Raw genomic sequence first — 12,490 nt, forward strand, 5'->3', positions numbered from 1 at the left:
TTTATTCTTCTGTAATTCTGATATTTTTCGGAGCCACAACTGTGTCTACATCTTTAAAATAATCAATCAATACATTTCTAAGTTTATAGTTTAAGTCAAACTTTTGGGTGCCTTTAGCAAAGAAAGTCATGCTGTCACCACCATTGGCCAAATAATCATTTGTAGCTACGTAATACGTTTTGTTCAGATCTAACGGTTTTCCCTGCACTAGGATATTTTTCGCAGTATTATCCTTTGAAATTGTAAAAGTCATTCCAGACAAAGGCTGAGGTTTTTTCTCCTTAATAATATAGGCAGCAATTTCTAAAATTTGTTCCCCTTTTAGAGCTATAACAACCAGATTATTTTCAAAAGGCATAATTTCAAAAGCAGTTCTCGTAGTTACATTTCCTTTAGGAAGAATAGCGCGGATACCGCCATGATTTAAAAGACACATATCTATATCTTTATTTTCACGAGATTTAAAAACGGTGTTTCCTCTTTGCAGGCAAACATCAGCTAATAAACTTCCAATGCTGGTCTGCCATTTTCCTGTACTCTTATCTAAAGTTTCGGGAGCATAAGCCAAAACATTGTCCAAATCTTGATTGATATGATCGCGATAAGGCTTAATAAAGCTTTCAATTGCTGGAGTTTCAGCCGCTTTTTCGGTAATAGGAAGTTGTTTTCCTTCTATTTTTGTTAAATTGTAGTTTTTGTCACTACAGGAAGATATAAAAAAAAGTGTTAAGAATATAACAAAAAGTTTCAAAAATCCGTTATACTTTTTTAGTTTTACCATTTTAAATGCAACTTAAATAATTAATTTTGTAATCTAGTAAAAGTACTATGTTTTTAAATTATACAAAGGAATTTTTTGTAAAAAAATCATTAAAAAATAACTTAGGTAACGATAAAAACGAAGTCTTTTCAAAGAACGTTCAAACGGTTGGTTTATTGATAGATGAAAGTAATTTTACACAGTCAGAAGTACTTATTAAAGAGTTAGAACTTCATGGAATTGCTTCAGAAAACATAAAAATTGCCGCGTACGCAGGAAAATTTGACAAAAAGGAAACGTATTTAAGACCTACTTTTGGTAAAAAACATATCAATTGGAAAGGAGAAATTACAGAAGATTTTTTGAATGATTTTATAAATACAGAATTTGATATTTTGTTAAGTTATTATAATGTCGAGAATATATTTTTGATGATGATAACTAAGCAGTCAAAAGCTAAATTTAAAGTTGGTTTTTCTAGTGTAGACAATAACCTGAACCGTTGGATGATTCATACCGAATTAGAAAACTATAAACTATTCGTTTCAGAATTGTTTAGGTATTTAAAAAATTTAAAATAAATTATAATTTAAAATATGCAATCATTAATAGGAACTGGTGTTGCACTTGTAACTCCATTTAAAAAAGATTTCTCAGTTGACATTGAGGCTTTACAACGAATCGTAAACTTTTCTATAGATGGAGGAGTGGAGTATCTTGTGGTTATGGGAACAACAGCAGAAAATGCAACCCTTACAACAGAAGAGAAAGAATTGGTTATAAAGACGGTAATCGATGTAAATAAAGGAAGACTGCCTCTAGTTTTAGGAGTTGGAGGAAATAATACTATGCAGATTGTTGAAGAATTAAAAACAAGAGATTTTTCTGCTTTTGAAGCAATCTTATCTGTTTCACCATATTATAATAAGCCAACACAGGAAGGAATTTATCAGCATTTTAAAGCAATTGCTGAAGCTTCTCCAATTCCTGTAATCCTATATAATGTTCCAGGAAGAACATCGAGCAATATGCTTCCTTCAACAGTAATTCGTCTTGCAAATGATTTTGAAAATGTAGTAGCGATTAAAGAGGCAGCAGGAGATATGGCTCAAGCGATGCAGATTATTAAGAATGCACCGAAAGATTTTCTTGTAATTTCTGGAGATGATATGCTGGCACTGCCAATTGTTTTAGCTGGCGGAGCTGGTGTAATTTCTGTAATTGGGCAAGGTTTTCCTAAAGAATTTTCAGAAATGATTCGTTTAGGATTGAATAAAAAAGCAGCCGATGCATTCAAAACACATTATTTCTTGTCAGACAGTATTGATATGATTTTTGAGCAGGGCAACCCTGCTGGAATCAAACAAATCTTCCAAGCACTTGGAATTGCTGACAATACTGTTCGTCTTCCTTTAGTGAGTGTAGATGATTCGCTGGCAGAAAGATTAAATGAATTTGTAAAAAATAGTATAAAATAAACGTCTGTTTTACGGTATTTTATTATACTAAAAAATATTTTGTAGTAGCTAAATTAATAACTAAATTTGCCACCGAAACTTCGGTGTGATTTTGCTTTGGCATAATTGTCTGAGAGATCATAATAAAAGTAAGAAAATGAAAAGAATAGTATCGCTGTTAATTGTTGTGGCCCTTTTTTGTTCTTGTGGAGAATATCAAAAAGCATTAAAAAATGAAGATGTTGCAGCTAAATTTGATATGGCAACAAAAATGTATGATGCTGGTAAATATTCAAAAGCCATTCGTCTTTTCGAACAATTAGCAACATCTTATAGAGGAAAACCTCAGGCAGAAAAGCTGTTTTACATGTTTTCACAGTCTTATTATAAAACAAAACAATATTATTTAGCAGGTTATCAGTTTGAATCTTTTGTTTCGGGATACCCTCGAAGTGAAAAAGTGCAGGAAGCAGCTTTCTTAGGTGCTTATAGTTATTCAAAATTAGCTCCTGTTTACAGCTTAGATCAGACAGATACATTAAAAGCATTAGAAAAATTACAAGCTTTTATTGATAATTATCCAAACTCAGAATATGTGGCGCAGGCAAATGAAACTGTGCAGCTGTTAAATGGTAAATTAGAGAAAAAAGCATACGAAAATGCTAAAGGTTACAATACAATTTCAGATTATAAATCAGCTTTAGTTGCTTTTGATAATTTTATCGCTGATTATCCTGGGACACCTTTTAAAGAAGATGCGTTGTTTTATAAATATGATTCAGCATATCAATTGGCAATTAATAGTGTTCCTTCTAAAATGGAAGAGCGTTTAAATGTTGCTAAAGCTGCTTATGGTAACTTGATTAAGTTTAAAAGCGATACAAAATACAAAGTTAAGGCAGAAGAAATGAATGCCAGAGTTGAAACAGATTTACAAAAATTTACTAAATAAAATAAAGTCATGGATTTAAAAAAGACGAATGCTCCTGTTAACACAATAACTTACAACAAAACAGTTATTGAAGAGCCAACAGGAAATGTGTATGAGGCAATTACCATTATGGCTAAGAGAGCAAATCAAATTAATTCTGAGATTAAAAAAGAATTGACTGAAAAATTAGAAGAGTTTGCTACTTATAATGATAGTCTAGAAGAAGTTTTTGAAAATAAAGAACAAATCGAAGTTTCTAAATTTTACGAAAAATTACCAAAACCACACGCTTTAGCTGTTCAAGAATGGTTAGACGGTAAAACTTACCACAGAAGTTCAAACAAATAATAGTACCATGTCAGTTTTAAACGGGAAAAATATTTTACTGGGTGTTTCTGGTGGAATAGCAGCGTATAAAACAGCCACATTAGTACGACTTTTTATAAAAGCAGGTGCACATGTCCAAGTGATAATGACACCTGCTTCTAAGGATTTTGTAACCCCTCTTACATTATCTACCTTATCAAAAAATCCTGTACATTCTAGTTTCTTTAATCAAGATGATGAAGAAGCAGTTTGGAACAATCACGTAGAATTAGCTTTATGGGCTGATATTATGCTGATTGCGCCTGCAACTGCAAATACATTATCTAAAATGACAACCGGAAACTGTGACAATCTTTTAATTTCAGCATATTTATCAGCTAAATGTCCAGTCTATTTTGCGCCAGCAATGGATTTGGATATGTATAAGCACCCATCAACCGTATCAAGCTTTACAGCTTTAAAACAGTTTGGGAACATTATGATTCCAGCAGAAAACGGTGAATTGGCGAGTGGCTTATCTGGTGAGGGCCGAATGGCTGAACCTGAAAATATAATCGCTTTCTTAGAAGCTGATTTAGAAAGTAAACTGCCCTTAAAAGGAAAAAAAATACTAGTTACTGCAGGTCCAACATACGAAGCAATAGATCCCGTGCGTTTTATAGGAAATCATTCTTCAGGGAAAATGGGTTTTGATATTGCTAATGAGGCAGCGAATTTAGGTGCAGATGTAATTCTAATTGCCGGCCCAACACATTACAAAGCTAAAAATACTTTAGTAAAAGTTATAGATGTTGTTTCTGCTCAGGAAATGTACGATGCTTGTCATCTGTATTTTAATGATGTTGATGCAGCTATTGCCGCAGCAGCAGTTGCAGATTACAGACCAAAATTTGTTGCAGACCAAAAGATTAAAAAAACTGCAGCTGAGTTTTCGATAGAACTTGAAAAGACAAAAGATATATTGTCTTCTTTAGGGGCTATCAAAAAAAATCAGTTTTTAATTGGATTTGCATTAGAAACTGAAAATGAAATTGAGAATGCTAAGTTGAAAATTCAGAAAAAAAACTTAGATTTGATTGTTTTAAATTCCTTACAAGATAAAGGGGCAGGTTTTAAAAAAGAAACTAATAAAGTAACATTTATTGATAAAAATTTTGAAATTGAGCCAATGGAATTAAAATCGAAAGAATCTGTAGCGGCTGATATTTTGAATAAAGTTATTCTGCATTTTTCAAAATAATAGAATAAAAAATATACGCCGAAATATAGATTGTTTACAATCTATATTATAAAATTTAAATGTTTAGAGATTATGAATAAGATAGTTACGCTATTAGTGTTTTTAAGCTTTGGTTTTGTGCAGGCACAACAGCTAAATTGTACAGTAACTATTAATACAGAACGACTTACGAACCCAAATAATCAGGTTTTTAAGACGCTTCAGACTTCCTTGTCTGAGTTTGTAAATAAAACAGACTGGACAGGATCGATTTTAAAGCAGAACGAAAGAATTAACTGTTCGATGTATATTACTTTATCATCAAATAGTTCAGATCAATTTACAGGAACCATCCAGATTCAGTCTTCAAGATTGATTTTTAATTCTACTTATTCTTCACCGGTTTTAAATTACAACGACAAAGATTTTAATTTTAGATATACAGAATACGAACCATTGTTATTCAATCCAACGACTTACGATTCTAATTTGGTTTCTGTGGTATCTTTTTATTGCTATTTGATTTTAGGTATGGATGCCGATACTTTCCAAATGGGAGCGGGTAATCAATATTTTCAAACAGCACAAAATATTGCCAATGTAGCGCAGCAGGGGGGATTTAAAGGCTGGAGTCAGGCAGACGGAATTCAGAATCGTTATTATTTAATTAATGATATGATTGCGCCTACTTACAGTGATTTACGCCAGACTATGTACGCTTATCATACTGGATTAGATGGTATGAGCACGGATCTAAAAACTTCAAAAGAAAAAATAAAATCATCATTACTGCTTATAGGTAAATTAAATTCGGTTAAGCCAAATGCGTTTATAACCAGAGTTTTCTTTGATGCAAAATCAGATGAAATTGTTTCTATTTTTTCTGGCGGACCAAGCATTACAATTACAGATTTAACAGATGTCTTGAATAAAGTGTCTCCGTTAAATTCTACTAAATGGTCACAGATTAAATATTAATCTGTTTCATTATTAAAACTTACTTTAATCTTTATTTTTACAAAATTGCTCTATGATCACGTCACTGTCAATTAAAAATTATGCTCTTATTGAAAAGTTAGCAATTGATTTTTCTAAAGGTTTTTCTATAATTACAGGTGAGACAGGTGCGGGAAAATCAATTATTTTAGGCGCTATTGGTCTTGTTTTGGGTAAAAGAGCAGATCTTACTTCTTTAAAAAACAAAGAAGAGAAGTGCGTTATCGAAGCACAATTTGAAATTTCTAAATATAATTTAAAAGATTTTTTTGAAGCTAATGATTTGGATTATGAAGATGAAACAATCATTAGACGCGAAATCTTGCCATCTGGAAAATCTCGGGCTTTTATAAACGATAGTCCTGTTAATCTTCAAGAACTGCAGGATTTAAGTCTATATTTAATAGATATTCACTCGCAGCAGCAAACTCAGGAATTGTCAGATGAAAATGTTCAATTTAAGATTATAGATGCTATTGCAAACAATACAGATCTTATTTTAGAATATCAAAAACTACTTAAATCTTATAGAGCAGATAAATCAAAATGGACCGCTTTGATAAAAAAGCAAAGTGATTCTGGAAAAGAGCAGGAATACAATACATTTTTGCTGAATGAATTGGTTGCTGCACAATTAAAATCTGGTGAACAGGAAGAACTTGAAACTGATTATGAAAAGCTGAACAATGTTGAAATAATCAAAGAATCTCTAGATAAATCGCTGTTAATTGCAAATGAGGAGCAGTTTGGTGTTTTTCATAATTTAAATGAAATTAAAAATGCATTGCAGAAAGTTGCGCCATTTTCTGCAGAATATCAAAATTTATTCGAAAGAATAACGAGTCTGGCAATTGAATTTGATGATATTTCTAAAGAATTGGAAAATTCTTCAGAGAAGCTATTAAATGACCCAGCACAGCTGGAATTGGTTAATCAAAAATTACAGTTAATTTATAACCTTCAGAAAAAACATCAAGTAGATTCTGTTGATGCATTGCTTCAAATTCAGGCTGAGTTGGGAAATAGTTTATTGGAACTTGATAATATGGATGAAGAAATAGCTTCTTTGTCTAAAATTATAGAGGAAAAAGCTATGGAGCTTGATCAATATGCTCTTCAGATTCATCAAAATAGATTTGATGCAATTCCGAAACTTTCAGAGCAATTAATTTCTATTTTAGAAACATTAGGAATGCCAAATGTTCGTTTTAAAATGGAATTATTACCTTCTGAAACGTACTTTCAAAACGGAAAAGACGAATTGCAATTTTTGTTTTCTGCCAATAAAGGAACGGATTTTGGGTTATTGAAGAAAGTAGCTTCTGGTGGAGAAATGTCACGTATTATGCTGGCAGTGAAGGCTATTCTGGCTAAATATTCTAAGTTGCCAACATTAATTTTTGATGAAATTGATACTGGTGTTTCTGGAGAAATTGCAATTAGAATGGGAGAGATCATGAAAGAGATGAGTAATACGATGCAGATTTTTGCGATTACGCATTTACCGCAGATTGCAGCAAAAGGAGATTCTCATTTTAAAGTTTCAAAATCTACAGTTGGAGATGATACGCAGTCTGAGTTAAAACTTTTATCTCAAGAAGATCGAATTTTAGAAATTGCGCAGATGTTATCTGGAGCTAATATTTCTGATTCGGCGTTAAACCATGCAAAACAATTACTGAATTAAAAACAACACAATGGAAAGTTTAAGTTTTTACGAAAATCAATTTATAAAAGCAGATGCGTTAATTTCTGAAGGAAATTCAGCAGACGCAAAAGAATTACTTGAAGAAATTTTAGCTCAGTATCCTGATTTTGGAAAAGCTCACAACCATTTAGGATGGATTTATTATAATAAATTGAGCGATTATGATAAAGGAATTTATCATTATAAACTAGCAATGAAATTCGATACTAAATATCCTGCACCATATTTAAATTATACCTATTTATTAATTGATATTGGCCGTTATGCTGAAGCAAAAGAACATATCCGCTTTACTTTAGCTAATTTAGAAAATGCGGATAATTCTTCGTATAACAGCGAATTAGGGAGAATGGCAGAATATGAAAATCAATATATTGACTCATATAATTACTATAAAGAAGCAACCAAAAATGCTTTAAACCCAAATTTTATTGACAATATGAATGCCAATATGAAAAGGGTTAAGGATAAAATGTCTATTTTTGAAAAATTAAAATTGAAATTGAAATAATACAAAAAAATAATTACAAGATGATTATAGAACCTAGAATGAGAGGATTTATTTGTTTGACTGCCCACCCAACGGGAGCTGAACAAAATGTTAAAAATCAAATTGAATATGTAAAATCTAAAGGAGAAATTGCTGGACCTAAAAAAGTTTTAGTAATTGGTGCTTCAACAGGTTTCGGATTAGCTTCAAGAATTACTAGTGCTTTTGGTTCTGGTGCTGCGACAATTGGAGTATTTTTTGAAAAACCACCGGTTGAGGGAAAAACTGCTTCTCCAGGATGGTACAATTCTGCGGCATTTGAAAAAGAAGCTCATAAAGCAGGTTTGTATGCAAAAAGCATCAACGGAGATGCGTTTTCAAACGAAATTAAGAGAGAAACTCTTGATTTAATCAAAGCTGATTTAGGGCAAGTAGATCTTATTATTTATAGTTTAGCTTCTCCAGTGCGTACAAATCCAAATACTGGAGTTACGCACCGTTCAGTTTTAAAACCAATTGGACAAACTTTTACAAACAAAACTGTTGATTTTCATACGGGAAAAGTTTCTGAAGTTTCTATCGCTCCAGCAAATGAAGAAGATATTGAAAATACAGTTGCTGTTATGGGAGGTGAAGACTGGGCAATGTGGATCGATTCTTTGAAAAATGAAAATTTATTAGCAGAAGGAGCTACAACTGTTGCTTATTCTTATATCGGACCATCTTTAACAGAAGCGGTTTACCGTAAAGGAACTATAGGGCGTGCAAAAGATCATTTAGAAGCTACGGCATTTACTATTGGAGATTCTTTAAAATCTATTGGAGGAAAAGCTTATGTTTCTGTAAACAAAGCTTTAGTGACTCAAGCGAGTTCTGCAATTCCTGTAATTCCGTTATATATTTCTCTTTTATACAAAATAATGAAAGAAGAAGGAATTCACGAAGGCTGTATCGAGCAGATTCAGCGTTTATTCCAAGACAGATTGTACAATGGTTCTGATGTTCCTGTAGACGAAAAAGGAAGAATTAGAATTGATGACTGGGAAATGCGTGAAGATGTTCAGGCTAAAGTGGCTCAACTTTGGTTAGAAGCAACTACAGAAACATTACCAGAAATTGGTGATCTTGCAGGTTATAGAAATGATTTCTTAAATTTATTCGGATTCGAATTTGCTGGTGTTGATTATAATGCAGAAGCAAATGAAGTTGTTGAAATTGAAAGTATCAAATAACAATATTTACTTACTAGTAAGGAAAAACCATCAACCAAAAGTTGATGGTTTTTTTGTTAATATACCATATCTTTGTTAAAATTTTGAAACCTAAAAAATATACCCTTTAATAACGCGCATTCTGCTATGATTTTTTCCTTAATTATACCCGTGTATAATCGTCCAGATGAAGTTGATGAACTTTTAGAAAGTCTCTCAAAATCTGATTATAATGAAGCTTTTGAAATTGTTCTTGTCGAAGATGGATCTTCAATACCATGCAGAGATGTGGTGATGAATTATCAGGGAAAATTAAATATATCCTACTATTTTAAACAAAATTCGGGACCAGGAGATTCTAGAAATTTTGGAATGCAAAAGGCGAGGGGAGATTATTTTATAATTTTTGATTCGGATTGTATAATTCCTTCCAACTATTTGACGGAAGTACGTAAAGCATTAAATGAAAAATATGTCGATTGCTTTGGAGGACCAGATAAAGCGCTTGATAGTTTTTCGGATATTCAGAAAGCAATCAATTTTGCAATGACTTCTTTTTTGACCACAGGTGGAATTAGAGGTGGTTCTGAAAAGATAAATAAATTTCAGCCGAGAAGTTTCAATATGGGAATTTCTAAGAAAGCTTTTGAAGCTTCAAAAGGTTTTGGAAACATTCATCCAGGCGAAGATCCCGATTTATCTATACGTTTATGGAATTTAGGATTTGAAACTAGACTGTTTTCTGAGGCTTATGTGTATCATAAACGTCGAATTGACTGGGAAAAATTCTCTCTCCAAGTAAAAAAATTCGGTATCGCAAGACCGATTTTAAACAGTTGGTATCCAGAACATAATAAGCTCACATTCTTCTTTCCAACTGTCTTTATAATAGGATTATTATTAGCTTTTTTATTGTTAATTTTCAATATTGATATTTTATTACAATTATATTTCGTATATTTCGTTATAATTTTTCTTACAGCGAGTATTCAAAATAAAAGTATCAAAATTGGATATCTTTCTGTAATAGCGGTCTGGAAACAATTCTATGGTTACGGAACAGGATTTTTAAAATCTTATATAAAAGTAATTTTATTAAAAAAGAAACCTCAAGAAGCTTTTCCTCGTATGTTTTTTAAAGTATAAGAATGACAAAAGTTATTGGTCTTACAGGTGGAATTGGGAGTGGTAAAACGACTATCGCAAACTATTTTGCATCATTGGGCGTTCCCGTTTACATTGCAGATGATGGAGCCAAAAGAGTAATGCAGTCAGCCCTTATTATTGATCAAGTAAAAAATACTTTTGGCCGCGATATTTTTGACGGAGAAGTTTTAAATAGAGCAAAATTAGCCCAGATAGTTTTTAATGATAAAGAACAGCTGGCAAAATTAAATGCGATTGTGCATCCTGCAGTTAAGCAAGATTTTGAATTATGGGTCCAGGAATATAAAAGTTTTGATTATGTGATTTATGAAGCTGCTATTTTATTTGAAAGCGGCCGTTATAAAGAATGCGATGTAATTATAACAGTTACAGCTCCAGAAGAAGTCAGAATCGAACGAGTGATACAGCGGGATAAAACAACTAGAGAGCAAGTTTTAAGCAGGATGAAAATGCAGTGGAATGACGAAAAACGAATTTCTAAGAGTAATTTCGTGATTAATAACGATAATCTTAAAATTGCTAAAGAAGAAGTTGTTAAAATTCTTAAAATTTTGAATATAAAACAAAATCAGTCTTAAATGTTAATATTTGGTTAATGTATTATTTAGTATATTGTTAAAATATTAATTTTGTTTCGATGAATAAATTATTTTTTAGAATACTTGTTTTATTGATGAGTTTGTCCTTAATCGGGATAATTCTGGTACAGGTATTTTGGTTCAATTCTTCGTTCAAGAATAATGAAGAACAATTTAAATACCACGTTACTCAAGTAATTGGAAATGTTGCAGACAAACTGGAACAACAAGAAGAGTATAGTTTCTACGACAAATACAACCGTATAAAAGATAGTACGGGTAAAATTCCAAAAAAAGAAGATTTACTTGAAGTACTTTATGTACAAAGAAACACAAAGACGAATAAAACAATTGTTTATTCGAATACATTGACATCGGAAGATTATGATATCAGCGGCTCTCTTTTTAACAAAAAATTCAGCAGTGAACGTTTTAAAAATTTTAGTTCAAAAAGAGTAACTGAAATTTATAATAACAATGGGATTGATAATAATAGTCTAGGACAAAGTATTATTCCAGATATAAGGAGTGAAAAATCTGGAAGTTTAGATATTTTAAATAAAGTTCAACAGCAGATCCAATATAAAGATATTGCCTCCTTAACTCCAATTGAAGGAAGAATAACAAGAGACAAGCTTTATAAGTTATTAAAAAAAGAGCTGGGTGAATACGAGGTTAAAACTAAATTTGAATTTGCAATATACAGTGATGGAATTCCGACCAAGATTAAATCTGATGGATTTCATTCTTTAGATAAAGAAGCAACTTACAGTATTCCAGTTTTTACAGATAATGAAGGAAATAGTAAATATGAGTTATCAGTTACTTTTCCTCATAAAAAGAAATTCCTATTATCTGAATTATTAAGTATCACTATTTTATCTATAGTTTTTACTTTAATTATAATTGTTGCTTACACGAGTGCGTTAAATCAATTACTGCGTCAAAAACATATTTCTGAAATCAAGACAGATTTTATAAATAATATGACACATGAGTTTAAAACTCCTATTGCGACTATAAATTTAGCACTTGATGCTATTAAAAATCCAAGGATTATAGAAGATAAAGAAAAAGTGTATCGTTATCTTCAAATGATTCGAGATGAGAATAAAAGAATGCATGCACAGGTGGAGAATGTTCTTCGTATTTCTAAATTAGAAAAAAGAGAACTGGATATCACCAAAGAACCGACTGTTATTCATGATATTATTGATGATGCAATTGAGCACGTCAATTTAATTCTAGAAGACAAAAAAGGAACTGTTGTGAAGCATTATAATGCAGCAAGGACAACCTGTCTGATAAATGAAGTTCATTTTACTAATGTTTTGGTTAATATTTTGGAAAATGCCATTAAATATTCACCAGATATACCAGAAATCGAAATCTTTACAGAGAATGTAAAAGATATGATTTTGATAAAAGTAAGAGATCATGGGTTGGGAATGAGTAAGATAGCTCAAAAGCGAGTTTTTGAGAAATTTTACAGAGAGCATACTGGAGATCTGCACAATGTAAAAGGCCACGGTTTAGGTTTGGCCTATGTTAAGAGAATTGTTGAAGACCATAACGGTCAAGTATATGTAGAAAGCGAAAAAGGAAAAGGTAGCACCTTTATAATAAAAATACCATTAATAAATTAA

Annotated in this window: 13 protein-coding genes; 12 read left to right on the top strand and 1 reads right to left on the bottom strand. The window is 31.6% G+C overall.

Features of this window, described 5'->3' with window-relative positions; genetic code table 11:
* Position 1: 1 nt before the first annotated feature.
* Positions 2 to 781, bottom strand: a complete 780-nt coding sequence (locus HYN86_RS12660; protein ID WP_113678354.1) for a 5'-nucleotidase C-terminal domain-containing protein — start codon at positions 779 to 781, stop codon at positions 2 to 4.
* A 47-nt stretch (positions 782 to 828) separates the two neighbouring features.
* On the opposite strand from HYN86_RS12660, the gene HYN86_RS12665 reads away from it, so the two are divergent.
* The 12 genes from HYN86_RS12665 (at position 829) to HYN86_RS12720 (ending at position 12,490) form a co-directional block, all read left to right on the top strand.
* Entirely contained in the window at positions 829 to 1,341 is a 513-nt protein-coding gene (locus HYN86_RS12665; protein ID WP_113678355.1) for a DUF6913 domain-containing protein, read from the top strand.
* Positions 1,342 to 1,356: 15 nt separating this feature from the next.
* Positions 1,357 to 2,238: a 4-hydroxy-tetrahydrodipicolinate synthase gene (gene dapA / locus HYN86_RS12670; protein WP_113678356.1), complete on the top strand. Its 882-nt coding sequence runs from the start codon at positions 1,357 to 1,359 to the stop codon at positions 2,236 to 2,238.
* A 136-nt stretch (positions 2,239 to 2,374) separates the two neighbouring features.
* Positions 2,375 to 3,169 (top strand): outer membrane protein assembly factor BamD, encoded by a 795-nt coding sequence (locus HYN86_RS12675; protein WP_095951614.1) that lies wholly within the window; start codon positions 2,375 to 2,377, stop codon positions 3,167 to 3,169.
* A gap of 9 nt (positions 3,170 to 3,178) precedes the next feature.
* A complete protein-coding gene (locus tag HYN86_RS12680; RefSeq protein ID WP_008463064.1) occupies positions 3,179 to 3,496 on the top strand; it encodes a DNA-directed RNA polymerase subunit omega in 318 nt (105 codons plus the stop codon).
* A gap of 7 nt (positions 3,497 to 3,503) precedes the next feature.
* Entirely contained in the window at positions 3,504 to 4,715 is a 1,212-nt protein-coding gene (gene coaBC, locus HYN86_RS12685) for a bifunctional phosphopantothenoylcysteine decarboxylase/phosphopantothenate--cysteine ligase CoaBC (protein WP_113678357.1), read from the top strand.
* A 72-nt stretch (positions 4,716 to 4,787) separates the two neighbouring features.
* The gene (porD, locus tag HYN86_RS12690) at positions 4,788 to 5,672 is read left to right on the top strand and encodes a type IX secretion system protein PorD (protein ID WP_113678358.1); all 885 of its coding nucleotides are present in this window, start codon (positions 4,788 to 4,790) and stop codon (positions 5,670 to 5,672) included.
* 52 nt (positions 5,673 to 5,724) lie between these two features.
* Positions 5,725 to 7,377: a DNA repair protein RecN gene (recN, locus tag HYN86_RS12695; RefSeq protein ID WP_113678359.1), complete on the top strand. Its 1,653-nt coding sequence runs from the start codon at positions 5,725 to 5,727 to the stop codon at positions 7,375 to 7,377.
* Between the two features lie 10 nt (positions 7,378 to 7,387).
* On the top strand, positions 7,388 to 7,909 hold the full coding sequence (locus HYN86_RS12700) for a tetratricopeptide repeat protein (protein WP_113678360.1): 522 nt from the start codon (positions 7,388 to 7,390) through the stop codon (positions 7,907 to 7,909).
* Between the two features lie 20 nt (positions 7,910 to 7,929).
* The gene (gene fabV, locus HYN86_RS12705; protein ID WP_113678361.1) at positions 7,930 to 9,120 is read left to right on the top strand and encodes an enoyl-ACP reductase FabV; all 1,191 of its coding nucleotides are present in this window, start codon (positions 7,930 to 7,932) and stop codon (positions 9,118 to 9,120) included.
* Positions 9,121 to 9,246: 126 nt separating this feature from the next.
* On the top strand, positions 9,247 to 10,245 hold the full coding sequence (locus tag HYN86_RS12710) for a glycosyltransferase (protein WP_113678362.1): 999 nt from the start codon (positions 9,247 to 9,249) through the stop codon (positions 10,243 to 10,245).
* 2 nt (positions 10,246 to 10,247) lie between these two features.
* Positions 10,248 to 10,844, top strand: a complete 597-nt coding sequence (gene coaE, locus HYN86_RS12715) for a dephospho-CoA kinase (protein WP_113678363.1) — start codon at positions 10,248 to 10,250, stop codon at positions 10,842 to 10,844.
* A 59-nt stretch (positions 10,845 to 10,903) separates the two neighbouring features.
* On the top strand, positions 10,904 to 12,490 hold the full coding sequence (locus tag HYN86_RS12720) for a sensor histidine kinase (protein WP_113678364.1): 1,587 nt from the start codon (positions 10,904 to 10,906) through the stop codon (positions 12,488 to 12,490).

This window comes from Flavobacterium fluviale (genome assembly GCF_003312915.1).
Taxonomy (GTDB): domain Bacteria; phylum Bacteroidota; class Bacteroidia; order Flavobacteriales; family Flavobacteriaceae; genus Flavobacterium; species Flavobacterium fluviale.

Excerpts from the sequence above, each read along its gene's own strand:
- HYN86_RS12660 (WP_113678354.1), bottom strand. The coding sequence starts at position 781 with ATGGTAAAACTAAAAAAGTATAACGGATTTTTGAAACTTTTTGTTATA.
- HYN86_RS12665 (WP_113678355.1), top strand. The coding sequence starts at position 829 with ATGTTTTTAAATTATACAAAGGAATTTTTTGTAAAAAAATCATTAAAA.
- dapA (WP_113678356.1), top strand. The coding sequence starts at position 1,357 with ATGCAATCATTAATAGGAACTGGTGTTGCACTTGTAACTCCATTTAAA.
- HYN86_RS12710 (WP_113678362.1), top strand. The coding sequence starts at position 9,247 with ATGATTTTTTCCTTAATTATACCCGTGTATAATCGTCCAGATGAAGTT.
- coaE (WP_113678363.1), top strand. The coding sequence starts at position 10,248 with ATGACAAAAGTTATTGGTCTTACAGGTGGAATTGGGAGTGGTAAAACG.
- HYN86_RS12680 (WP_008463064.1), top strand. The coding sequence starts at position 3,179 with ATGGATTTAAAAAAGACGAATGCTCCTGTTAACACAATAACTTACAAC.
- porD (WP_113678358.1), top strand. The coding sequence starts at position 4,788 with ATGAATAAGATAGTTACGCTATTAGTGTTTTTAAGCTTTGGTTTTGTG.
- coaBC (WP_113678357.1), top strand. The coding sequence starts at position 3,504 with ATGTCAGTTTTAAACGGGAAAAATATTTTACTGGGTGTTTCTGGTGGA.
- HYN86_RS12700 (WP_113678360.1), top strand. The coding sequence starts at position 7,388 with ATGGAAAGTTTAAGTTTTTACGAAAATCAATTTATAAAAGCAGATGCG.
- HYN86_RS12675 (WP_095951614.1), top strand. The coding sequence starts at position 2,375 with ATGAAAAGAATAGTATCGCTGTTAATTGTTGTGGCCCTTTTTTGTTCT.
- HYN86_RS12720 (WP_113678364.1), top strand. The coding sequence starts at position 10,904 with ATGAATAAATTATTTTTTAGAATACTTGTTTTATTGATGAGTTTGTCC.
- fabV (WP_113678361.1), top strand. The coding sequence starts at position 7,930 with ATGATTATAGAACCTAGAATGAGAGGATTTATTTGTTTGACTGCCCAC.
- recN (WP_113678359.1), top strand. The coding sequence starts at position 5,725 with ATGATCACGTCACTGTCAATTAAAAATTATGCTCTTATTGAAAAGTTA.